The following is a 23,552-nucleotide window of genomic DNA, read 5'->3' as shown; positions in this document are numbered from 1 at the left end:
CTTAGGGCGGCTCGTGCGTGCGCCGGATCAGGATGATCACCCAGCGGAGCCCTGAGGCGGCCACTAGGTGAAGTGCCGGCCGGTCCACTGTGGAGCGCCGAGGCGGTCGGCGATCTCCCGTGCCCGGCGGTGGTGTTCGGCGGCCTCCTCGGGCCGGCCGAGGGCGGCGGCGATGGTGCCGAGGTGGTGCGCGGTCGGGCCGAACGCGACCAGGCCGCTGCCCGCGCCGGCCACTTCACCGGCCGCCGGGAGGAGCTGGTCGTACAGGCGCGCCAGCCGCGGCCGGTCGCCCGCTTCGACGGCGATCACGGCGTGCAGGCACGTCCGCGCCTCGAACAGCAGGTCGTGGGGCGACTCGGGCACGACGGCCGCGAGGGCTTCGGCGCGTCTGCCCTGCGAGAGCAGGACGATCGGGCGGGCCCACGGCTCGTACGGGCCCCAGTCGGCGGCGTCCGGCACGTCGCCGAGGCTCAGCAGCGCCAGCGGCAGGATCCCGTGTTCCACGCCCGGCATCCCGGCGCCGGTGAGGCGGGACGCGGCGGCGCGGTAGGCGGCCCTGGCCTCCGCCCGCCGCCCGGTCACGGCCAGGCGCAGCGCGGCGTACCAGGTGGTGAAGACGCCGACCAGCGGCAGGTCGTGCCGTTCGGCGAGCGCGTCGGCCGCGGCGGCGTGCCGGTCGGCGGCGGCCAGGTCGGCGAGCGCGGCGTGGGACTGCACGAGGATCAGGTGGGCGAGCACCTCGAACGTCACCAGGCCGTGCCGGGCGGAGAGGTCGAGCAGTTCCGCGCCGATCCGGGCCCGGTCGGGCGCGAGGCCCGCCCGGTGGAACGTCTGCAGGAACCGGCCGTTGAGCGCCAGTGCCAGCAACGACGGGTCGTCCAGGTCGCGGGCGACGGCCTCCGCCTCCCGTGCGGCTTCCCTGCCCCGCCGGCCGGCGTCGGCACGTCGTTCCACGGCGATGGTGATCAGGAGGCGGGCGCGTTCGGCGTCGTGGCCGGGTGGCAGGGCGTCCAGGGCGCGTTCGGCCGCTTCGGTGAGGCGGGCGGACAGGGCTTCGTCGTCGTTGGTGGTCCAGAGCGCGGGCACGTCGAACGAGCCGATCGTGCGCGCGGTCAGCACAGGGTCGCCGCCCGCTTCGGTGACGGCTTCCGCCCGGTACCGGCGGGCCTGCTCCAGGTCGCCGGTCACGGCCAGCGCCCGGACCAGGCCCATCACGGCTCCGAGGCGGTCGCGCTCGGTCCGCTCCACCGTTTCCCGCCACCACAGGGCCGCCTGGTGCGGCGCGGACCGGCGTTCCGCCCGTTCGGCGGCGGCACGGGTGTAGCGCGCGGTGCGCGCGGCGGTGGCCCGGTTCCCGGCGCGCAGGAGGTGGTGGGCGATGGCCTCGACGTCGTCCGGGCGCACCTGCTCGATCACGTCGGCCGCCGCCGCGTGCCACCGGGCCCGGCGGGCGTGCGGGATGTCGTCGTACAGCGTCTCGTGCACGAGCGCGTGCGCGAACCGCAGGCGGTCGGCGTCCGGTTCGACCAGGAAGCCCGCGAGCAGCGCCGACTCGACGGAGTCGAGCACCGCGTCCTCGTCGCCGGCGAGCCGGATCAGCACGTCGAGGTCGATCTCCTGGCCCAGCACCGACGCCTGGCGCAGGTGGGTCCGCGTGGTCTCGGCGAGCTGGGCGAGGCGGTGGCGCAGGACGTCGCGGACGCCGGCGGGGACGGTGCGCAGGGCCGGGTCGGTCTCCCAGAGGCGGGCCAGCTCGCGGACGAAGAACGGGTTGCCCGCGCTGCGGGTGTGGATGGCGCGGACGTCGGCGTCCGAGGGCTCCCGGTCGGTGACGGCTTCGACCAGTTCCCGCACCTGCGGTTCGGTCAGGCCGACCAGGTAGACGCGGGCCGGCTCGGTGCGGGCGGCCCGGCCGAGGGCTTCGGTCAGGGCGGCGGAGATCTCGGTCGAGCGGTACGTGCCGACGATCAGCACGCGTCCGGCGTCGGGGTCGGCGGCCAACGACGTCACCAGCGCGAGGGTGTCCTCGTCGGCCCAGTGCAGGTCGTCGAAGACCAGCAGGACGGGCCGCTCGATCCCGGCCAAGGAGGAGGCGATGGCGCGGTGCCGCTCGAACCGGTCGGTGGGCGGACTCCCATCCAGCGCCAGCGTTTCCGCCATCCTCGTCCACGGCCAGGCGGCGGGCGCGTCCTCGGTGCACGCGCCCCACGCGGTCGTCCAGCCCGCGGCGGCGAGCCGTCCGGTCAGCTCCTCGGCCAACGCCGTCTTGCCCGCGCCCGCCGTCCCCGAGATCAACGCCAGCCGCCGACCCGTGCCGGCGGCCCGCTCCAGCTCGGCCAGCTCGTCGGCCCGGCCGATGAACGTCGTGGACCGCGCGGGCGGCGGTGCGGGAGCGAGGGTCGGCGAGTGGGTGAGGATGTCGGATTCGAGCTGCCGGAGGGCGTGGCCGGGGTCGACGCCGAGTTCCGCGCGCAGCACCTCGCGGGACTGGCGGAGGGTCGCCAGCGCCTCGCCCTGGCGTCCGGTCCGGTAGAGGGCGAGGGCGAGCAGCCGTCGGCCGTCCTCGCGCAACGGGTGCGCGGCGACGTGCGCCCGCAGGTCCGGCACCGACTCCGCCGCCGCGCCCAGCGCCAACGCCGCCTCGGCCCGCCGTTCCACCGCCAGCAGCCGCACCTCGTCCAGCCGCGCGGCCTCGCCGTGGGCCCACGGCTGGTCGGCGAACTCCGCGTAGGCCGGGCCGCGCCAGAGCGCCAGCACGTCGTCCAGCAGCGCTTTCGCGTCCTCGGGCCGACCGTCGGCGACCAGCCGGAACGCCTCGCCGACCGCCTCCTCGAACCGCCAGGCGTCGACCTCGTCGACCTCTTCGGCCCGCAGCGCGTACCCCGGCGGCACGGTCACCAGCAGCCGGGGCGGTGTCCGGGGCGGGCGGTCCGGTTCGAGGGCCTTCCGCAGCGCGCCGACGAACGTCTGCACGGCGCCGAGCGCACCGTCCGGCGCGTCGTCGGCCCAGAGGTCGTCGATCAGCCGCGTGACCGGCACGACCCGGCCCCTGGCGACCAGCAGGCGTGCCAGCACGGCGCGGTGCCGCGGCCCCTTGAGGTCGACCGGCCCGCGTTCGCCCACGGCCTCCAGCGGCCCCAGCACCCGGAAACGCACCATCGCCGGACAACGTATCCGACCTGGTCGGGGCGTGCTCCGGCGCGCTGATCGGCTGCTGATCGAGCGCTGATCGGGTCCGCGCAAGGTGGGTCGGGCAACCTCACCCGACGAACTCGGAGCCGGACATGACCACCTCGTTCACCCAGCAGCGCGTCACCGTCGCCGACGGCGTGGCGCTCAACGTCGCCGTGGGGGGCTCGGGCAGCCCCGTCGTGCTGCTCCACGGCTTCCCGCAGACCCACCTGATGTGGCGGCACGTCGCCGCCGACCTGGCCGCCGACCACACCGTCATCTGCCCCGACCTGCGCGGGTACGGCGACAGCGACAAGCCGGTCGACGACGGCCAGGCGTACTCGAAGCGGACCATGGCCGCCGACGTCGTCGCCCTCGCCCGCGCGTTGGGGCACGACCGCTTCGCGCTGGCCGGTCACGACCGGGGCGCGCTGGTCGCCATCCGCGCCGGGCTCGACCACCCCGACGCGGTCACCCACCTGGCGTCGCTGGACGTGCTGCCGACCCTCGACATGTGGGACGTCCTGCACGGCACCACGGCCGCCGTCGGCTTCCACCTGTACCTGATGGCCCAGCCGCCCGGCCTGCCCGAGGCCATGATCAGCGGTGCGGCGGACGCGTTCTTCGGCCACTTCCTCGACCTCTGGGCCAACGACCCGGCCGCGATCCCGGCCGACGTCCGCGCCGCGTACCTGAAGGCGTCCCGCGAGGCGGTCCCGTCGATCGTCGCCGACTACCGGGCGTCCGCCGGCGTGGACGTCGAGCACGACCTGGCCGACCGGGAGGCCGGGAACCGGCTGCGGATGCCCGTGACCGTGCTGCAGCAGGACTGGGGCTCGGCCCTCGGCTTCGACGCGGCCGGCCGGTGGCGGGAATGGGCGTCGGACCTGGAGCACCGCACCGTCACGTGCGGGCACTTCATGGCCGAAGAGGCGCCCGGCGAGGTCGTCAAGGCGCTGCGCGAATTGCTCGCGCGGTAGTGGCACGCTTCGGGGATGCTCGGATTCCCCGACGACGTGCTCGTGACGGACGCCGCGGCGCTCGACTGGGCCGCCGACGACTTCGGGCACGTCGTGCGGCAGCGGCCGGTCGGTGTGCTGCGCACGACGTCCGCCGATGACGTCGCGGCGGTGGTGCGGCTGGCCCGTGCGCGCGGGCTCGCCGTCGTGCCGCGGGCGGAAGGTCACTCGACCGGTGGGCAGGCGCAGGCGGCCGGCGGGATCGTGCTGGACATGACCGGTTTCCGGGCCGTGCACCGGGTGACGGCCGAGCACGCCGTCGTGGACGCCGGTGCGCGGTGGAGCGACGTGCTGGCGGCCACGCTGCCCCTCGGCGTGACGCCGCCGGTGCTGACCGACTACCTCGACCTGTCCGTGGGCGGCACGTTGTCCGTCGGCGGTCTCGGCGGGGCGAGCCACCACTTCGGGGCGCAGACGGACAACGTGGTCGAGCTTCTCGTCGTCACGCCCGACGGTGAGCGGGTGACGTGCTCGCCGACGTTTCACCCGGACGTGTTCGACGCGGTGCGTGCGGGCCGTGGTCGGCGGGGCGTGATCCTGCGGGCCACGGTGCGGCTGGTGCCCGCGCACACCCACGCCCGGTGCTTCCGGCTCCGGTACGACCGGCTCGCCGACTTCCTGCACGACCAGCGTCTGCTGATGGCGGAACGCCGGTTCGACCACCTGGAAGGGCGGGCCAAGCCGGACGGCGTTGGCGGGTGGGGGTTCCGGATCGACGCCACGGCGTACTTCACGCCGCCCGGGTCGCCTCCGGAGCCGTTGGACGGGCTGCGCGACCGGCGTGAGGCGGCCGAGGTGGACACCGTCACGTACCGGCACTTCGCCAACCGGATGGCCGACGACGTCGCGGCGTTGCGCGTCCTGGGCCCTTGGCGGTGGCCGCACCCGTGGCTGAACGTGCTGCTGCCCGATGCCGCCGCCGAGGCCGTGCTGGCCGAGTCGTTGGCCGGGCTCGTGGTCGGCGACACCGGCGTGGTGCTCGTGTACCCCGTGCCCCGTGCCCGTTTCCACACGCCCGGCCTGCGCCTGCCCGACAGCCCGACCGCGTTCCTGCTGGCGTTGCTGCGGACCGCCGACTCGGCCTCGACCCTGCGCGCCATGGTCGAGCACAACCACGCGCTGCTGCGCCTCTGCTCCGCCTCCGGCGCCACCACCTACCTCCCCTGACCGCGTGTCGAACCTCCACGTCCCGCGTGTCCTACGTTCGGAACGCGCGTGTCCTACGTTCCGGTACCCCGAGTTCAACGCTCAGGTTCAGCCTCGATGTTCTGAGCGTTGAACTCGGGTGTTCCGAACGTAGGACACGGTCGTTCTGAACGTAGGACACGCGCGACTTGGAGGTTCGACACGCGCGGGGTGAGGGTTAAGAGGGGTGGTGGGGGTCTGGTTCCGAAGTGCGGGCGCGGTGGGCGCGGAGGGAGCCGGGGCGGGCCTTGGCGGACGGGTCGCGGCGCGTGCGGACCAGGCTCGCCGCGGTCACCACGGTCAGCACCACCACGATCACGCCGAGGCTGAGCAGCGTCGGCACCTCCGGCACGCGCGGGTCGACGGCCTTGTGCGCCCACTGCATGATCAGCTTCACCCCGATGAACGCGAGGATCAGCGACAGCCCGGTCGACAAGTACACGAGCCGGTCCAGCAACCCCTTCACCAGGAAGAACAACGCCCGCAGCCCGAGCAGCGCGAACGCGTTGGCGACGAACACGATGTACGGCTCGGACGTGATCCCGAAGACCGCCGGGATCGAGTCCAGCGCGAACAGCACGTCGATGCTGCCGATCGCCAGCAGCACCACGAACAGCGGCGTGGCCATCCCCCGGCCCTCGGCGCGGGTGAACAGCTTCCCGGCCTCGTAGTCGTCGGTGATCGGCAGCACCCGGCGCGCCGTCTTCACCACGACGTTGTCCTCGACGTCCGGGTCCTCGTCCCGGTGCCGGAACAGCTGCACGGCCGTGTAGAGCAGCAGCAGGCCGAACACCAGGAACACGAACGAGAACAGCGCCAACAGCGTCGCGCCGACCGCGATGAACACCGCCCGCAACGCCAGCGCCAGCACGATGCCGAACGTCAGCACCTTGTGCTGGTGCGCCTCCGGCACGGAGAACGTCGACATGATGATCACGAACACGAACAGGTTGTCGACCGACAGGCTCTTCTCCACCAGGTAGCCGACGAAGTACTCGGTGCCCGCCTGACCGCCGTGCGCCAACGTGAACCACACGCCGAACAGCAGCGCGAACAGCACGTAGAACACCGACCAGGCGGTCGCCTCGCCGATCTTCACGCGATGCGGGCGCACGACCGCCTGCACCAGGTCCACCGCGAGCAGCAGGAGGACGAGGCCGATGGTGAGCGCCCAGGTGAGCCCTCCGATCCCCACCACGGTCAGCGGCCGGAGGTAGGCGGCAACGGCTGCGGTATCGGTTTGGGCGGCACCGGCTCGGGTCCGGTCGGCTGCGGCCGGCGCGGGACGGGATCCGGGGTCAACGGGTCGGGCGGGTCCGGCTCGTGGTCACGGGCGGAGCGAACCGACAGGGCCAAGAGGTCACGAGCAGAGCGGCCCGGCGGGGTCAAGAGATCATGGGCGGAGCGAACCGGCGGGGTCGAGAAGTCATGGGCAGAGCGAAGCGACAAGGGGGCGAGGTGGCCCCACAATGCGGGCTCGTGGTCGCGGAGTTGGGTGTTCACGCGTCTCTCCTCAGGGAGTCGTTGTGTCGTAGTCCCGGTGGACGATCGCGACCGAGCACGGCGCGTGGTAGAGCACGGCGTGGCTCACCGAGCCCAGCAGCGCACGGCGGACCGCGCCACGGCCGTGACTGCCCACGACGAGCAGCGCGGCGTCACGGGCGTGCTCCAGCAACGCGTGCGCCGGACCGTCGAACGCCACCGCCCGGCTCGCCCGCACGTCGGGGTGCGCCTCGCGGTGCCCGGCCACGCACCGGTCGACCAGCGCCTCGGCCTCGGCCTCCACCCGCCGCCGGTCGGCCCGCTCCGCCCACCTCGGGGCCAGCGCCTCCACCGGCAGGTCGGTCCACGCGTGCACGGCGAGCAGGTCGCGCCCGCGACGGTCGGCGAAGTCGAACGCGAAGCCGACCGCACGCGCGCTCGTCGGCGACCCGTCGACCCCGACGACCACCCGGCCGTCACCGGCGCCGTCGCCGCGGGCCACGACCACCGGCCGGCGGTGGGAGTTGACGAGGTCCGCTGTGGTGGAGCCGAGCAGCGCCCTGGCCAGTCCGGAACGCCCGGACGAGCCGACGACGAGCAGTTCGGCGTCACGGCCGAGCGTGCTCAGCACGTCGGCCGGGTGCCCGCGTTCCAGCCGGGTGCGCACCTCCAGCCCCGCGCACAGCCGTGCGCAGTCGTCGGCGACGGCGGCGAGCTCCCGTTCGGCGTACCCGCGCACCGCCTCCTCGGTCATCTCCTCGATCATCGCCTCGGGCAGCGGCACGGTCATCGACGCGAACGCCAGGTCCGGCATCGGCCCGCGCAGCACATCCACCACGAGCAGCGCGCACCCGCGGCTGGAGGCCTCCCGAGCCGCCCAGAACGCCGCCTGCCGTGCCTGCTCCGAACCGTCGTACCCGACCACGACCGCGCCGCGGGCGTCGCCGTCGCGCGGGTCGGACATGCCACCACCTCCGCTGTCGCCGGAGACCGCAGGAGTACCCCGACGCGCGGATCGCGTAACCGTCCGCGGTTCCCCGCCGGGCGTAACGCCGAGCCTGACCGGGACGACGCCACGGTCACACAGCGGATGCACCTAGGGGGCGTCGTCCATGACCGATCGGCATTGGCAGGGTGAAGAGCTCGCCGTCGACACGACCGAGGTGCACGGCCTCGCGGTCACGCGTGTCACCGGCGAGATCGACCTGGCGGGTGTCGACCTGATCCGCGCCGAGCTGGACGTCCAGCTGGAGCGGCGGCCACCGGTGCTGGTGGTGGACCTGACCGACGTGACCATCCTGGGCTCGCTGGGCATCGCGGCCTTGTTGGAGGCGCACCACCGCGCGGTCGCGGCCGGTGTCCGGTTCGCGATCGTGGCGAGCCACCGGTCGGTGGTCCACCCCCTGCAGCTCACCGAGGTCGACCGGGTGCTGACCGTCGTGCCGACCCTCGAGCAGGTGGTCACCCGCTGACACCTTCGGGTGTCGCCCAACCGTGAGGCGGGTAGCCCGTCGTGTGGCGTCGTTGCCCATCGCCCGCGAGTTCACCGCGTTCGGCCTCTCGCACTGGGTCGTGCTCGGGCTGTTCGCGGTGGGCGCCGCGGTCGTCGTGGTGTCAGGGCGCACGAAGCCGTCACGACGCTTCTCCCGCGTGTTCGCAGCGACCGTCCTGCTGCTCCAGGTCGGCATCCACACGTACCTGATGCTGCCGCCCCGCTGGAACGTCCAGTACTCGTTGCCGCTGCAGCTGTCCGACCTGGCCGGGCCGGTCGCCGCGTACGCGTTGTGGTCGCAACGCCGGTGGGCGTTCGCGCTCACCTACTACTGGGGGCTGACGTTGAGCGTCCAGGCCCTGATCACGCCCGTGCTGCGGGTCGACTTCCCGGACTTCGGTTTCCTGCTGTTCTGGGCCACGCACCTGTTCGTCGTCTGGGCGGCCATCTACCTGACGTGGGGTCTGGGGCTGCGGCCCGACTGGCGCGGCTACCGGCTGGCCGTGCTGATCACGGTGGCGTGGGCGGCGGCGGTGTTCGCGCTCAACGCGGCGCTCGGCTCCAACTACGGCTACCTCAACCGCAAGCCGTCGACCGCGTCCGTGCTGGACCTGCTCGGCGACTGGCCGTGGTACCTGGTGCCGGAGAGCGCGTTCGTGCTCGCGGTGTGGGCGTTGATGACGTGGCCGTGGACCCGGCGGGGTAACCGGACGGCATGAGCAAGCACAAGGACACCGCCCGGGGCCTGCTGGAACGGGCCGGGCAGACGTACGCCGAGCAGGCGGGCATCCGGCTGGCGGACAAGCCGTCGCCGCTGTACCGGCTGCTCGTGCTCAGCGTGCTGCTGTCCACCCGGATCCGCGCGGACATCGCCGTGGACGCGGCGCGGGAGCTGGCCGAGGCGGGCTGCACCACCCCGCGCGGCACGGTGGGGACGACGTGGCAGCAGCGCGTCGACGCGCTGGGCCGGGCCCACTACGTCCGTTACGACGAGAGCACCGCGACCGCGCTCGGCGAGGGCGCGCAGCTCGTGCTGGACGACTACCGGGGCGACCTGCGCCGGCTGCGTGAGGACGCGGACGGTGACGTGCCACGCCTCCGGGCGTCACTCGAACGGACACCACGGCTGGGTCCGGTCGGTTCGGCCATCTTCTGCCGCGAGGCGCAGGCGGTGTGGCCGGAACTGCGGCCGTTCCTGGACGACAAGGCGCTGGCGGGCGCCCGCCGCGTGGGGCTGCCCGACGACCGCCGCGCGCTGGCCCGCCTCGTGCCCGCCGACGACCTGGCCCGGTTCGCCGCCGCGCTGGTCCGCGTCACCCTCGACAAGCGCCTCGCGGTCAACGCGTAGCGGTGCCGCCGTGCACGCCCTCGCGCGCGTCGAGGGACCGTCGTGCGCGGGCGTAGTGCACCACGATGGTGACCGTGGCCGCGAGGAAGACGAGCTGCATGAGCGTGCGCGGCAGCAGGGCGTCGCCAAACGAGGGGGAGATGCCCTGCTCGGCGGCGTAGACGTTCGCCGGGAACATGCCGACGAGCATCGCGGTGAGCCCGGCCGCCGCCCACAGCGCGGTCCGGTGCCACAGGACGCCCGCCGCGCCCACGAGTTCCAGCACACCGGTCACGGTGATCACGAGACCCGGCGCGGCGATGGCGGGCGGCACCATCGCGATCAGCTCCTCCCGCATGCCGATGAAGTGGGCGACGCCGGTCGCGGTGAACATCGCCGCGACCCCGCACCGCACGGCGAACGGCCAGGCCGGGACCCCGGTGACGCCGACCGCCCGCAGGCCGACCAGGGCGAGGGTCACGAGCACGAGGATGACGAGCGGCGCCACGGGAACTCCTTCGAGAACACGAACTTGACAGTGAAAAGATTGCCCGCGACCAGCCAACTTGTCAATGACTAGATCGCCGGTAGGCTTCAGGGGTGACCACGGAGCGCCCGTACCACCACGGGGACCTGCGCCGCGCCGTCCTGGACGCGGCCGTCGAGGCGATCACCGAGCACGGCCCCGCCGGCGTGGGCCTGCGCGACCTGGCCCGGCGGGTCGGTGTGTCGCACGCGGGACCGGTGCACCACTTCAAGGACAAGGCGGGCCTGCTCACCGCGCTCGCCGCCGAGGGCTTCACGCTCCTCGCCGACGCGCTGGACCAGACGGTGGCGGCGGGCGGCGACATCGTCGACCTGGGCGTGGCCTACGTGCGCTTCGCGGTCGAGCACCGGGCGCACTTCGAGGTGATGTTCCGGCCCGACCTCCACCGCCCCGGCGACCCGGCGCTGACCGAGGCGCGGGACCGGGCGGGCGCGGCCCTGGCGGGCGGCGTGGCCGACCGGCCCGACCCGGAGCTGGCGTCGGTCGCGGCGTGGTCCCTCGTGCACGGCTTCGCGACGCTGTGGAACACCGGCGCTCTCTCCCGGACCGATCGCGACCCGGAGGCGATGGTGCGGGCCTTCGCGGGCTCGATGTTCCTGACCTAGCTCGACAAGGAGGCTCGAGAACCCCCGGCCCGATCGGACACAACCGACCGTTCGACGAGCACCTCTCACAAATCGGCTGGACGGCACCACCGTCCGAGGACGACCATGCGCGCCGTGACAGCGGACGACCTGCGTTTCGTCGAACTGGACGGCCGGGTCATGGCCGCCCTGCTCGACGGTGACCTGACCGCCGCCGGGATCGGGCTGACGGACTACTTCGTGACCGATCGGGCGCGCTGGCTGTGGCGCTACCGGCTGGGCCAGATCGCCGTCGACCCCGGCCACGCCCGGTGGTTGGCGCGGCTCGCCCTGGTCGACGGCGACGCGGTCGTCGGGCACGCCGGGTTCCACGGCCCGCCGGACGAGGAGGGCGTGGCCGAGATCGGCTACTCCGTCGACCCCGCGTTCCGCCGCCGCGGCTACGCCAGGGCCGCGTTGGTCGAACTGCTGCGCCGGGCCGCCGCCGAACCCGGTGTCCGGACCGTGCGGGCGACCATCGGCCCGGACAACGAGGCGTCCCTGGCCACCATCGCGGGCTTCGGGTTCGTCGAGGTCGGCGAGCAGTGGGACGAGGAGGACGGTCGGGAGCTGATCTTCGAGCGCCCGGCGGCCTAGCACCGGGAGTCACCGGTCGGCCAGGGTTCGGTTGGACAGGAACCGCAGGTACTCGTCGTGGTCGAGCGGGTTGCCGTCCGTCCGGACTCGAGTCGGGGCCGGCCCGCGGACCCGGCGGGCGGGGCCCGGTTCGTGCCAGATGCTCCCCTCGCCGCGGGTCAGGCCGGGCAGTGCGACGGCCAGGTCGTGCAGCGAGCGGGCCGGGATGGTGCCCGGCACCAGCCACACCGATCCGGCCTCCACCGCCGGGCCGAGGTCCGCGTCCAGCGAGAGCAGCAGGCCGGTCACGGCGCTGAGCGCGTCGCCCGGCACCTCCACCTCGACCGCGTAGCCGGGCTCGTGCACGGCGCTGCCCGCCTGCCGCAACGCCCCCAGCACCACCACGGGCGTCAGGTGGCGGAAGTCGGCGGCGACCGTGTTCGGCGCCTGGTAGCCGACCTGCGTGATCGTCACCGCGCAGTCGGTCACCTCCCACCCGTGCAGTCCTTGCCGGAGCGTCGTCGTCACCGCCTCCTCGATCGCGCGGTGGTAGGCCTTCGGCAGGAGGCCGAGCTGGGCCTGCCTGGTGAAGGTGTTGCCGCTGCCCGGCGGCAACGGCTCGACGCGCACGCCGACCGTCTGCCAGAAGTCGTTCGGCCCGCGCGGGTTGAACTCGTGCACGGCCTCGCCCCGGCCCACCGGCCGTTCGAAGTACACCGGCCGGACCGGCTCGAACACCGCCTCGACGCCGAACTCGCGCTGCAGCCGCTCGGCGATCACCTCCCGCTGCACGGCGCCGTAGAGCAGCACCGACGTCGCGCCGCCACCGGCCGTCCTGGTCCGGATGAGCGGGTCCTCGTCGGCCAGCCTGGTGAGCGCGGCGTGGAGTTCGGCCGCGCGGCCGGGCCGCTCCGGTCGGACGACCGACTCCAGGATCGGCGGCGAGAAGTGCGCGGTCGGGCCGTCGTCGTCCGCGCCCAACCGGTCGCCCACGCGCACCTGCGGCAGCCCGCGCAGCTTGCCGATGTCGCCCGCGGTGAGCGGTCCGGAGCCGCCGCCGACGACCTCCAGCCCGGCGACGCGCCCCCGGTGCTCCTCGACCGCGCCCGAAGCGTCCCGCCGCCGGAACACCAGCCGCTGCCTGCCGTGCACCGTCCCGGAGAACAGCCGCAGGTAGGCGACCTTCTCCCCCTTGCCGGTGCGTTCGACGGCGAACACCGTGCCGCGCAGGTCGTCGGACGGCGCCGGACGCGGCGCGAGGAACCTCCGCACACCGTCGGCCAGTTCGGCCGTGCCCGCGCCGGACACCGCCGAGCCGAAGTACACCGGGTGCACCAGCCCGCGGCACGTCTGGTCCCGCAACGGCCCGGCGACGTCCTCGGGCACGTCACCGTCGACGACCCGGCCCAGCAGCGGCAGGTCGTGGTCGGCCAGGAGCTCGGCCACCTCCGCCGCGAACGCGCGGTCGGCGAACGAACGGGCGACGACACCCGCGTCACGCGTGCCGAGCCGGTCGACCCGCACCATCGGCACCACGGCGGGCGTGAGCCTGCGGCGGATCTCGGCGAGCAGGTCGTCGTGCCGCGCGCCCGTCCGGTCGATCTTGTTGACGAAGAGCAGGGTCGGCAGGCGCAACCGCCGCAGCGACCGCATCAGCACCCTGGTCTGCGCCTGCACGCCCTCGACAGCGGACAGCACCAGCACGGCGCCGTCGAGCACGGACAGGGCGCGTTCCACCTCGGCGATGAAGTCCGGGTGGCCCGGCGTGTCCACCAGGTTGACCTGGAGGTCGCCGAGCACGGGATCACGCAGCCTGAACCACGCGACGGCGGAACGGATCGTGATGCCGCGGCGGCGTTCCAGCTCGCCGCTGTCGGTCTGCGTGTCACCGCCGTCGACGCTGCCGAGCCGGGAGATCGTCCCGTGGTCGAACAGCAGCCGCTCGGTGAGGCTGGTCTTACCGGCGTCGACGTGCGCGAGCACGCCCAGGTTGAGGGTTCGAGTGGGAATGACGGTCCTCGAGGGTGTGGGAAGGGGCACCGGGACGGAGCACACCGTCGAGTCGCCGCATCTCATTCCTCCTCAAGGCTCGAACACACGTCGCGGCACACCGTAGAGCGAACACCCGGATCGCGCCGGCCGATTACCGCCGGGAGTCCCAGTGCCGGGGGTTCAGCGCCGCGCGGCCTTGCGGCGGGCCAGTGCCACGCCGCCCGCAACGAGGAGAGCCAGCGCCGCGACCAGCGGCCACGGGCCGATCGCCGTCACGGCCTCCACCAACGCGCCCTGCACGGTGGCCGCCGCGTCGATCACCGGGTCGGCCGGGTCGGCGTCGCCGAAGAACAACCGCAGCTCGTACACCCCGTAGTAGGCGACGTACGCGCCGACGAGCACCAGCAGCACGCCGCCGATCCGCGAGACGTGGGGCAGCAACGCCTTGGCGCGCGTGGCCAGGGTGTTGTCGGCCATCGTCGCGGCGACCGCCAGCACGCCGACGACGAGCCCCATGCCCAACGCGTAGGCGACGAACGCCACCACGCCCTCGACCACGTCCGCGCCGCCCAGCGCCGTGCCGACGACCGCGAGGAACGGCCCGATCGTGCACGACAGCGACGCGATGGCGTACGCGACGCCGTAGCCGAACATCGAACCCAGCCGCCGGGTCGGCGCGCCCTTCGTCGGCTTGGGCACCAGCAGCGCCACCGTCCGGCCCGCCACCAGCAGCACGCCGGTGACCACCAGGGCCGCGCCGATGACCACCGTCACGAACGGCAGGTAGCGCTGCACCGAGGCCGCGACCGGCGCGACCACCACGCCGAAGACGCCGAACACCACCACGAACCCGGCGGTCATGACGGCGGAGGCGGCCAGCGCCCGGCCGATCGCGCCAGTCCGGTCACGGCCGTCGTCGCCGTGCACGACCAGGGCGAGGTAGGCGGGCAGCATGGCGAAACCGCACGGGTTCACCGTCGCGACCATGCCCGCCAGCGCCGCCAGCAGCACGATCTCCGTCATCACGCGCCCGCGAGCGCGGCGACCCGGTCGCGCAGCGCCTGCTCGGTCAGCTGGGTCGGCACCACGTCGACCTTCCCGTCGGCGCCGATGAACGCGTACGCGGGCTGGGCGGTGACGCCGAACCTCTTCCACACCGCGGTGTCGGTGTCGGCGACGTGCCCGAACCCGCCGAGCCCGTGGCGCTCGACGAACTGCCGCATCGCGGGCACCTCGTCCAGCGCGGCGACACCGAGGAACGTCACCGACGCGTTGTCCCGGGCCGTCGCCGCCACGCCGGACGCCTCCCGCTGGCACTTCGGGCACCACGGCGCCCAGAACCAGAGCACGGCGGGCTTGCCGGCGAGGCTCTCACCCGAGAAGTCGGCGCCGTCCACCGTCTTCGCGGTGAACTTCAGCTGCTCGGCCACCGGGCCGCTCGGCGCGGGCGTGTCGGCGCCGGACGTGCCGGTGCCGGGCGCCGCCGAGGTCGTCGGCGTGGCCGTGGACGGGGAACCGCCGCTCGACGTCGGCGCGGAACCGCAACCCACCACCAGGGTCAGCAGAGCGACAACGGACGCGGACTTCCACAGCATCGACCACACCTCCACAGGGACTGGTGCCGATCCTGCCCGAAACCGACCCCCGGGAACCCTTACGAACCGCTGACGTCCAGCTACGGAAAGCGCACTGGAGCACGGGCGTGGTCTGCCCGTGCTCCAGTGCGCTGACCGGTTCCCACCCGCTCCCCAACGGGCGCGAACCGTTTCCCCGTTCCCCTGTCCCCCGATCCCCGTTTCCCCTTGATCCCCCCGGATCCCCTTGCCCCCCGCGTCCCCCGACCTGCACTAATAGTGATCGACGCGGTGTCCACGAACAATGTCGCACCCCGGCCGCTTCGAGACCCGGTTGTTTGCCGGGTTCCGGCAAACAAGCCCGCGCCGTCGACCGGCCGCCATACCACGGCTCGCTCAGTCAGAAAATCTCCCACTTGGCTGCTGTGCGGTAACTTGCCCGCACCTAAGCTGGCTGTCCGACGACCCCTGCCGCAGCCCCTCCGCCGTTCCCCGGTCTTCACGGGGCCGACGAAGGCTGCCCGTCGAAAGGACAGCCCCATGCGTACCGGTCGATTCCGCGCCGCCGTCGTGGCCGTCGCCACGGCACTGCTGACCATCACCGGCGCGACCACGGCCTCGGCCGCGCCCGCCGAAGCCGTCCAGGACACCGTCTTCCAGCCCTCCGCCGACACCCCGGTCACCGCGCTGGTCACGAAGCTGACCCACGCCGAGGCCGCGGCCCGCTTCCGCGCCGCCGGCATCACGTGGTCCTCCAGCGGCGGGTGCAGTGACCGCAACAACCCGACCTGCACGTCGTTCTCGCAGATCAACCTGCCGACGGTGCAGGGCGCGGAGACCCTCAAGCGGGCCACCGGCTGCGCGCTGAACATCACCGGCGGCACCGAGACCGGCCACGCCAGCGGCACCTACAGCCACTGGAACGGCTACAAGCTCGACTACAGCCTCTCCACGTGCCTCGGCAACTACATCCGCGGCACCTTCACCTACATCGGTGGCAACAAGTGGCAGTCCGGCTCCGGGAACGTCTACTTCCTGGAGAGCAACCACTGGGACGTCACTTACTACAACTGCGGCGGCTGCTGACACCGCCGCGGAAAGGGGGACCGGCGGCGCGGCCGGTCCCCCCGCTCACACCCGTTCGGTCACCCGAAGGCCTTCACCTCCAGCAGCCCGACGGAGTCCGCACCGCTCTGCAGCACCACCCGCAACCGCGTCGTGCTCACCGGCGTGAACGTCACCTCCTGGTAGGCGTCCGGCGCGACCGGGTAGCCGCTCGCGCCCGCCACGTCGACGTAGGCCGACCCGTTCCAGTGCTGCACCTTCCACGACGCGGGCACGCGCACTCCCCCGTTGTCGTCGAAGAAGTACACCCGCGCCGACCGCACCGACTGCGCCGACGCCCACGTCAGCTCGGCCCACTGCTCGCCGGTGTTGGGCCAGGTGCCCCACCGCGGGTTGACGGTGTCGTTGGACGACGGCGGGTCGACGCCGTCGTTGATCGCGGCCACCGACTCCCACGGCGAGGTGTAGGACGCCGACGGGGTGGCCGACGCGGCCAGGTTCGGCGGTGGCTGCGGATCGGTGCCGCCACCCCGGTTGTACGCCTTCACCTCGGTGAGCCCGGTCTTGAACCCGGACGCGTGCGTCACCTGCACCCGGATCCGCTGGGCGGTCACCGGCGTGAACCTGACCCGGTTGTAGTTGGCCTTCGGTGTCGTCGGCGCCTTGCTCTGCGCCGCCGCGGCCACCCACGCCGAGCCGTTCCAGTACTGGACCGCGTACGACGACGGCGCGCGGTAGCGGTTGCCCGCCCGGTCGTCGCGGAAGTGCAGCCGCACCTCGTCGACCGCGCGCTGCTGCCGGAAGTCGAGCTCGTACCAGTCCGTGGCGTTGGGCGATCCCGACGTGCCCCACAGCGGCTCGTTGATCGGGAACCCGTCGACCGCGGCGCCGACGGACGTGCCGGACGCCGTGTACGACGCCGTGACGGCCGCGCCCTGCGCCAGGTTCGGCGTGGTGGAGGTCAGGTCGACGCCCGCCTTCGCGAACATGTCGACCATCCGCGCGCCGGTGTGCGCCACGTTCTGCGGCGCCTGCAACCCGCTGACGGCCACGTTGTGCGTCACCGTGCCCGCGCCGGACGGGAACGTCACCTCGCCGTTCGCCGGGTTGTAGAGCACGCGGGTGAGCCGGTCGACGGTGAACGCGCGCGTGCCGTTGAGGTAGACCGAGTACCCCTGCGGCACGCCGTTGTAGCGGGTGACGCCGTCGGCCGGGTCGTCCCACACCACGCTCAGGTCCATGTTGCGGTAGCGCAGGTTGTTGACCGCGAAGTGCGACCAGCCGATGTTGATCGGCGACAGCTCGATCCGGCTGTCCGTGCGCGGGCGCAGCCCGGCGACGTCCTCCACCACGGTCCAGTTGCTGCTGCCCAGGATGTTGTGGTGGATCCACGAGCGGTAGTCGATGGTCTTGGCGCCCGCGTTCCAGTTCGCCCAGAACTCGTTGGCGTCGGGCCACTGCGTGTTGCCGCCGACGTACTGCGCCCAGGTGTTCCAGTAGAGCAGCTTCTTGTAGTCCTCGGCGGTCATCCACTGGTTCGGGTAGTTGCGCAGCACCGACGAGTACAGCCGGAACTGCACGGTCGAGTTGATGGTGGAGAAGTTGTTGGAACCGGGGTGGCCCGCCTGCGCGGCCTCGGCCTTGTCGCGCTGGTTGGCCGTGTAGAACGGGAACACCGGGTACTCGGCCGGGTCCGCGAACAGCCGCAGCGCCTGCTTGTACTGGTCGGTGTTCGGCATCAGCCCGACCGAGAACGGGTAGTAGTTGTTGATCTCCTTCCACGGCACGTGCGCGTTCGTGGCCACGTGCTTGTGCTCCAGCAACTGGCGCGACGGGTTCCACAGGGTGTTCACCACGCCGTTGCGGATGCGGTCGGCAAGCGTTTGCATCTCGCCGGCCTTGGCCGTGTCGCCGATCAGCGCGTAAGCCTGCTGCGCGGCCGTCGCGCCGCTCCACACGTACGCCGTCTCGGCCCGGTCGAGGTTGCCCGCCCGCCAGTCGAACGACACCGCGTCGGCGTCGTTGCCGGTCATCGCGCCCCAGTCGTACTCGATGACGCCGTTGTTGTTGGTGTCGAAGGTCGCCAGCTGCCCCTTCACGTCACCTTCGGCGTACTTGGCCAGGTTGCCCGCGACGCCGGGTTGGCCGCCGTGGATCTGGTAGCTGCGCCACGCCGCCTCGGAGATGTACTGCGTGTAGGAGTTGGACCAGTTCTCCGGGTCGCCGGGGTTGTCCATGAACCGGCCGCCCTTGGACGACTGGCCGACCGACAGCCACGGCCCGTACGAGTAGACCGGGTCGCGCAGGTACTTCAGGTCGTCGATGTGCATCGGCTGGGTCAGCGCGATCGCGTTGTTGTAGCCGGTGACGCCCTCGATCGAGACCGGGAACTGGAAGTCCTGACCCGGGATGTCCACGTCGAGGTGGTTAAAACGCATTAGCCACCAACGATAATAGACGTTTTTCTTGATCGCCGGGTCGGGCACGTCGATGTAGGGGATGTGGTCGGCCCACCACCGGTTGTAGTCGCGCACGTGGGTGGCGAACGCGACCGAAGGCGAGTGGCCGCGGTAGGCGTTGTACTCGGTCAGCGACTCGGGGATCTCGTCGGTGACGAAGCCCAGCACCACCTTGGTGGTGGCCGACTGACCGGCGCCCAGCGTGATCGACCTGGTCAGGGCGCCGCTCGCGGCGGTGAACCCGTCGCCTGCCAGCCTCGGCCGGATGGTGGTGAGGTTGTTCTTCACCTGCCGCGACCCGGTCAGCTCGGCGCCGCTGACCGTCGTCGCGTACGGCGAGGTGACGCGCAGCGGCAGGGTCGCGGACGCCGAACCGGTGTTGGTGACGGTCAGGTTGGTGACGGCGACGTTGTTGTGGGTGATGAACTTCGCCACCTCCACCCGCACGCCGGCGCCGGTGTAGACGCCCTTCCAGTGGCTCGGGGCCTGCCACCGGTTCGCCACCTGCTCGGTCAACGTGCCGGAGCCCACGGTGATGGCGTAGGCGTGCTGGCTGCTGATGTTGTCCCAGTACGCGGCGTTGCCGCCGAAGCCGATCACGCCCGGGTTGTGGGTGTACATGAACATGCCGCGGCCGCGGGTCATCAGCCACGGGCCCGCCGGGTCGTTGCCCGGTCGGGCGAGCAGGCGGTCCATCCAGAAGTCCGTGCCGCCGCTCTCGGCGTCGTAGATGGCCTTCATGGTGCTGCCGGTGCTGTAGCCGACCGGCGGCGTCGGGATCGACGGCCCGTTGAACGCGGGGTAGCCGATGGTCTGCGCGGCGGAGGCGCTCTGGACGGGCACGAGGAGCGCGCCGAGCACCACCACGATCGCCAGCCGTCGCGTCACGCCTGGAAGGCTTGCCATTCCAACACCCCCGTCGAGAAGTCGGGCTTCGAGGTGATCGACAACCGCAGCCGCGTGGTGTTCACGGCGGTGAACGTGGTGGTGTTGAACGTGCTGCCGGCGACGCCGCACGCCGACTGGCCCGGCACGTCCACGTACGCGCTGCCGTTCCAGTACTGGACCTTGCACGACGCGGGCAGGTCGATGCCCTGGTCGTCGTCGAACCAGTACGTGGCCACGCGGTTGACCGACTTGGCGGTCGGCCACTGGTACTCGACCCACTGCGTGCCGCGCTCGGGCCAGTTGCCGTAGGCGAGGTTCGAGCGGTCCGCCGAGTTCGCGGGCGTGCCGCCGTTGTTGAGCGCCGCCAACGACTCCCACGCCGAGACGTGCGACGTGGACGCGGTCGCCGAGGGTGCCAGGTTCGTGCCGGTGCCGCCGCCGGGGTTGGCCGGCGGGCCGGTCGTGGTCTGGGTGACCTTGCGCATCGTGCCGTCGGCGTTGAACTGCAGGAGGTCCACCGCGACGGAACGGCGGAAGTTGCCGCCGCCGGGCGCGTTCGCGTTGTGGTAGACGATGTACCACTGGCCGTTGAACTGCACCACGCCCGCGTGGTTGGTGGTCGACGAGACCTGGTCGAGCACGACGCCGCGGTGCGTCCACGGCCCCAGCGGGCTGGTGGCGGTGGCGTAGCGCTGGCAGGCGTAGTTGGAGTTGGTCACGCAGCCGTTGGTGTCGTTGGCCGCGTACATCATGTAGTACAGGCCGTTGCGCTTGAACATCCAGGGCGCTTCCCAGAAGTTCGCCAGGCCCTGCGGCGTGACGACCGGGCCGTCCAGCTCGATCATGTTGGGCTTGAGCTTCGCCGCCCGCGCGCCCCAGTAGCCGCCCCAGTAGAGGTAGGCCTGGCCGTCGTCGTCGGTGAACACGGTGGGGTCGATGTTCAGCCCGGACGAGTTGGGCGTGCTGTCGCTGACCAGCGGACCGCCCTTGGCGTCGCGGAACGGCCCGAGCGGGCTGTCGCCGACGGCCACGCCGATGTCCATCCAGCCCGCGCCGTTGCCGTTGACCGAGGTGTACCAGTAGTACTTGCCGTCGCGCGGCTCCACTTCGCTCGCCCACGCGTCCGCGCCGGCCCACGGGAACGTGCCGATGTTCGCCCGCGCGCCGTGGTCGGTCCACGTGGCGGCGTCCGTCGAGGACAGCACCCGCCACTCGCGCATGACGAAGTTGTTCGTGCCGGCGGGAGCTTCGTCGCGGCCCGCGTAGACGTACATCGTGTTGCCGACGACCAGTGGCGCGGGATCGGCGGTGTAGTAGCTCGTGATGATCGGGTTGGCCGCGAACGCGGCCGGTGCGACGGCGGCGGAGGCGACGAGCGCGAGTGCCGCGCCCAGCTTCACCGCCCGATGTCGGGTGCGCATGGGTGGGTCCTAACGGTGGGGGATGTGGACTGGTGCCGCGACCGGCGGCCCGCGCCCGCGTTCCGACGGCCGGAGGTCTCACGTCCTCGGCCTGGTTGGCCGTGGGCGTGGTGCCGGGTGCCGCGCTGAGCGGTGACGCGGTGGAGGTCGCCGGTCGCGGCGCTAACGGCCGGTCGCGTGCAGGTCGGCCACTTCGGCGGCGGTGAGGGCGCGGCCGTGGACGCGGAAACCGTCCACGGCGCCGTCCAGGTAGGGGTCGCCCGCGTACTGGGAGCGCCCGATCCAGTTCTGCGTGGTGCTGCCGAGCGCGGCGGGCCGCACGGTAAGCGCCGTGTTGCGGGCCACCTCGACGCCGTTGACGTAGAGCACGCCGAGGTTGCCGGTCTGCGTCACGGCGACGTGCGTCCACGCGCCGGCGGGCAGCGGTGACGGCGCGTCGACGCGCTGCTCGGCGCCCGCGCCGCCGGTGGTGATGGCGAACCTCGCGCCGCCCGCCGAGCTGCGCGGCGTGAGGAACAGGCACGTGCTGGGACCGGCGCCGAAGTCGAACACGCGCGCCCACGTGGCCACCGCGCCCAGCCACACCCAGGTGGCCACGCTGAACGCCGTCGCACCCGCCAGCAGGCCCGCGGGCAGCAGCACGTGCTCGCCGGCCCCGCCGAGGTCGACCGCCGAGCCGGTGCGTCCCGTCGTCCACCGCGCGCCGCCGGCGAGGGTCGCGGTCCGGCCGTTGCCGGTGGCGTCGGCCGCCACCGAGCCCGCCGCCTCGTCGAACGGGTAGTGCGCGATGAACGGCGGCGGCGCGGGCGTGTCGGTGACGTTCCAGTAGACCGTGTAGCGCTGGCCGTGCGCCTGGTAGAACGGCAGCAGCGTCACCTGGCCCGTGCTCGCCGTCGCCGTGTACCGCAACGGTGTGGTCGTCGCACGCAGGGTCGCGGGCTGGAGCGTGGGCATGGACGTCAGGTTCGTCGTGCCGTAGCCGCCCGCGAGCACGATCGGGCCGTGCTTGACCGCCTGCACGGCCGGGTTGTCCGGCGCGGGTTCCCGGGTCAGCGCCATCGGCAGGCTGAGGTCCACGACGTCGCCGCTGCTCCACGTCCGGTCCAGGCGCGCGTACGTGCCCGGCACGGTCGGCACGTCCTGCACCACGCCGTTGAGCTTGAGCTGGGCGCCGGCGGCCCAGGACGGGACGCGCACGCGCAGGTCGATCGGGCCGGACCCGGTGACGGTGAGCCGGGTGGCCGCCGACTCGGGGAACCCGGTGTCCTGCCGCACGGTGATCCCCCGGCCCGGCCAGGTGAGCGTTGAGGCGATGAACAGGTTGACGTACAAGGTGTTGCCGGCGTGGAAGTAGATGCTGTCGCCGTGCTTGGTGTTGGTCTCCATCCCGGTGCCGTGGCAGCAGGTGAAGTCCTGGTAGTCGTTGCTGTACGTGCGCTGACCGCCGGGCCGCAGCGGCACGTAGTAGCTGTGGTGGCCGTGCGCGGACGACGGGTTCTGCCCGCCGAGCAGGTGGTTGTAGAGGGCCTTCTCGTGGAAGTCGAAGTAGTGCGCGCTCGGGTCGGTGCGGAACAGCTGGCGGGTCAGCTTGAGCATGTTGTAGGTGTTGCAGCACTCGCACGTGTGGTCGGACAGCTCCGACGCGATCCGGCCGGGCGCCTTGAAGTACTCGCCGTTGGAGTTGCCGCCGATGGCGTAGGTGTGCGAGCCGACCACGATGTGCCAGAAGTTGGTGGCGATGTCGCGGTACCGGGTCAGGCCGGTGGCGTGGTACTCGCGGATCGCGCCGAGCGCCTTCGGGATCTGGGTGTTGGCGTGGTAGCCGTTGAGCGCGTCGGTGTTCGCGGCCAACGGGTCGAAGACCTCCGCGTGGTCGAAGTACTGGGCGGCCGTGAGGTGCGCCGGGTCGCCGGTGAGCTGGTGGAGGTTGGCCAGCACCTCGTTCATGCCGCCGAACTCGGTCTTGAGCATGTTCTGCCGCTGCGCGAGCGTCAGCCTGCCGTTGCGCCAACCGACCCACGCGGCCATGCGGGTCAGCACGGTGAGCGCCTGGGCGTTGCCCGCCAGCAGGTGCATGTCCAGCAGACCCGCCATGATCTTGTGCAGGGTGTAGTAAGGCGCCCAGACCTGCTGCCGGGCCTCCACGCGGTCGATGAAGCTCTCCGGGAACGCGGACAGGTAGCCGGTGTTGAACCCGGCGGCCGACGCCCGGTCCTGGCAGATCGCCAGTTGCGCGACCAGGTGGTCGCCCTTGGCGCGGAACGCGGTGTCGCCGGTGCTCGCGAACGCCTGGGCGAGCGCGGTCAGCACGTGGCCGGTGGAGTGGCCGCGCAGCTCGGTGGTCGGCGACTCCCACCCTCCACAAGGGACGGCCGACGACGGCAGGCCGACGTTGACGCGGAACGTGTGCAGCAGCCGGTCGGCGTCGAGGAACTTGAGGTAGGCGTGCGTGCGGGAGGTGTTGGTCTGGAACGGTCCGGCCGGCAGCGCCACCGCGCCGAGCGGGAACGCGTGCGCCGAGACGCCCGTGTCCGGTCTCGCGGCGGCGGCAACCGGGTCGGCGGTGGCGGCGGCGGTGGTCAACGCAGGCAGGGCGGTGGCCGAGGCGACCACCGCGCCCGCCCGCAGCACGGCACGACGTGATGGAGTGGGCAGGGACATGCGCGTCACCTTCCGTGACGTGGTGGCACAGGACTCGCGGCGGCGAGGAGGGCCGCCGCCCCCGGTGCAG

Annotated in this window: 18 protein-coding genes; 8 read left to right on the top strand and 10 right to left on the bottom strand. The window is 72.5% G+C overall.

What is annotated here, in order from left to right; translation table 11 throughout:
- Positions 1–63: 63 nt before the first annotated feature.
- Complete coding sequence (locus tag ADK67_RS34515) at positions 64–3,159, bottom strand: AfsR/SARP family transcriptional regulator (protein ID WP_053720750.1); 3,096 nt, start codon at positions 3,157–3,159, stop codon at positions 64–66.
- Between the two features lie 125 nt (positions 3,160–3,284).
- Between ADK67_RS34515 and ADK67_RS34510 the strand changes: the two genes are divergently transcribed.
- Positions 3,285–4,151, top strand: a complete 867-nt coding sequence (locus tag ADK67_RS34510) for an alpha/beta fold hydrolase (protein ID WP_053720749.1) — start codon at positions 3,285–3,287, stop codon at positions 4,149–4,151.
- 15 nt (positions 4,152–4,166) lie between these two features.
- Positions 4,167–5,357 carry an FAD-binding protein gene (locus ADK67_RS34505; RefSeq protein WP_053720748.1) on the top strand — a complete coding sequence of 397 codons (1,191 nt, stop codon included), beginning with the start codon at positions 4,167–4,169 and terminating at the stop codon, positions 5,355–5,357.
- Positions 5,358–5,553: 196 nt separating this feature from the next.
- On the opposite strand, the gene ADK67_RS34500 is transcribed toward ADK67_RS34505, so the two are convergent.
- Positions 5,554–6,573, bottom strand: coding sequence for a TerC/Alx family metal homeostasis membrane protein (locus ADK67_RS34500; RefSeq protein WP_053720747.1), 1,020 nt, complete (start codon positions 6,571–6,573; stop codon positions 5,554–5,556).
- Positions 6,574–6,888: 315 nt separating this feature from the next.
- Positions 6,889–7,821, bottom strand: a complete 933-nt coding sequence (locus ADK67_RS34495; RefSeq protein WP_053720746.1) for a universal stress protein — start codon at positions 7,819–7,821, stop codon at positions 6,889–6,891.
- A 148-nt stretch (positions 7,822–7,969) separates the two neighbouring features.
- Here ADK67_RS34495 and ADK67_RS34490 point away from each other — a divergent pair, with 148 nt between their 5' ends.
- From ADK67_RS34490 to ADK67_RS34480, 3 genes are read left to right on the top strand one after another with little or no spacing between them, the layout of a single operon-like run.
- The gene (locus ADK67_RS34490; protein WP_053720745.1) at positions 7,970–8,329 is read left to right on the top strand and encodes an STAS domain-containing protein; all 360 of its coding nucleotides are present in this window, start codon (positions 7,970–7,972) and stop codon (positions 8,327–8,329) included.
- Positions 8,330–8,372: 43 nt separating this feature from the next.
- Positions 8,373–9,068, top strand: a complete 696-nt coding sequence (locus ADK67_RS34485) for a YwaF family protein (RefSeq protein WP_197289758.1) — start codon at positions 8,373–8,375, stop codon at positions 9,066–9,068.
- Positions 9,065–9,697, top strand: coding sequence for a hypothetical protein (locus ADK67_RS34480; protein ID WP_053720744.1), 633 nt, complete (start codon positions 9,065–9,067; stop codon positions 9,695–9,697). The genes ADK67_RS34485 and ADK67_RS34480 overlap by 4 nt, the downstream gene beginning before the upstream one ends.
- On the opposite strand, the gene ADK67_RS34475 is transcribed toward ADK67_RS34480, so the two are convergent.
- Positions 9,687–10,184: a DoxX family protein gene (locus tag ADK67_RS34475; protein WP_053720743.1), complete on the bottom strand. Its 498-nt coding sequence runs from the start codon at positions 10,182–10,184 to the stop codon at positions 9,687–9,689. The genes ADK67_RS34480 and ADK67_RS34475 overlap by 11 nt on opposite strands.
- A 92-nt stretch (positions 10,185–10,276) precedes the next feature.
- Between ADK67_RS34475 and ADK67_RS34470 the strand changes: the two genes are divergently transcribed.
- Positions 10,277–10,828, top strand: a complete 552-nt coding sequence (locus ADK67_RS34470; protein WP_053720742.1) for a TetR/AcrR family transcriptional regulator — start codon at positions 10,277–10,279, stop codon at positions 10,826–10,828.
- A 114-nt stretch (positions 10,829–10,942) separates the two neighbouring features.
- Positions 10,943–11,443: a GNAT family N-acetyltransferase gene (locus tag ADK67_RS34465; protein ID WP_231648487.1), complete on the top strand. Its 501-nt coding sequence runs from the start codon at positions 10,943–10,945 to the stop codon at positions 11,441–11,443.
- Positions 11,444–11,452: 9 nt separating this feature from the next.
- Here the strand turns inward: ADK67_RS34465 and ADK67_RS34460 are convergent, their stop codons facing one another.
- From ADK67_RS34460 to ADK67_RS34450, 3 genes are all read right to left on the bottom strand, one after another.
- A complete protein-coding gene (locus tag ADK67_RS34460) occupies positions 11,453–13,462 on the bottom strand; it encodes an elongation factor G (protein ID WP_269436098.1) in 2,010 nt (669 codons plus the stop codon).
- Positions 13,463–13,594: 132 nt separating this feature from the next.
- Positions 13,595–14,437 carry a cytochrome c biogenesis CcdA family protein gene (locus tag ADK67_RS34455; protein WP_053720740.1) on the bottom strand — a complete coding sequence of 281 codons (843 nt, stop codon included), beginning with the start codon at positions 14,435–14,437 and terminating at the stop codon, positions 13,595–13,597.
- The gene (locus ADK67_RS34450; RefSeq protein ID WP_063797828.1) at positions 14,437–15,009 is read right to left on the bottom strand and encodes a redoxin domain-containing protein; all 573 of its coding nucleotides are present in this window, start codon (positions 15,007–15,009) and stop codon (positions 14,437–14,439) included. Before ADK67_RS34450 ends, ADK67_RS34455 begins: the two co-directional genes overlap by 1 nt.
- Before the next feature lie 519 nt (positions 15,010–15,528).
- Here ADK67_RS34450 and ADK67_RS34445 point away from each other — a divergent pair.
- Positions 15,529–16,074 carry a hypothetical protein gene (locus ADK67_RS34445; protein WP_053720739.1) on the top strand — a complete coding sequence of 182 codons (546 nt, stop codon included), beginning with the start codon at positions 15,529–15,531 and terminating at the stop codon, positions 16,072–16,074.
- Positions 16,075–16,133: 59 nt separating this feature from the next.
- On the opposite strand, the gene ADK67_RS34440 is transcribed toward ADK67_RS34445, so the two are convergent.
- From ADK67_RS34440 to ADK67_RS34430, 3 genes are all read right to left on the bottom strand, one after another.
- On the bottom strand, positions 16,134–19,400 hold the full coding sequence (locus ADK67_RS34440; RefSeq protein WP_231648485.1) for a discoidin domain-containing protein: 3,267 nt from the start codon (positions 19,398–19,400) through the stop codon (positions 16,134–16,136).
- Positions 19,397–20,821 (bottom strand): glycoside hydrolase family 43 protein, encoded by a 1,425-nt coding sequence (locus tag ADK67_RS34435; protein WP_053720737.1) that lies wholly within the window; start codon positions 20,819–20,821, stop codon positions 19,397–19,399. The genes ADK67_RS34440 and ADK67_RS34435 overlap by 4 nt, the downstream gene beginning before the upstream one ends.
- A gap of 162 nt (positions 20,822–20,983) precedes the next feature.
- Positions 20,984–23,482 (bottom strand): glycoside hydrolase family 127 protein, encoded by a 2,499-nt coding sequence (locus ADK67_RS34430; RefSeq protein ID WP_053720736.1) that lies wholly within the window; start codon positions 23,480–23,482, stop codon positions 20,984–20,986.
- Positions 23,483–23,552: the final 70 nt, after the last annotated feature.

Origin of the sequence: Saccharothrix sp. NRRL B-16348, from assembly GCF_001280085.1 — a bacterium.
Taxonomy (GTDB): Bacteria; Actinomycetota; Actinomycetes; order Mycobacteriales; family Pseudonocardiaceae; genus Actinosynnema.
The sequence above is the reverse complement of the archived record's forward strand: the minus strand, read 5'-3'. Positions and strand labels throughout refer to the sequence as shown.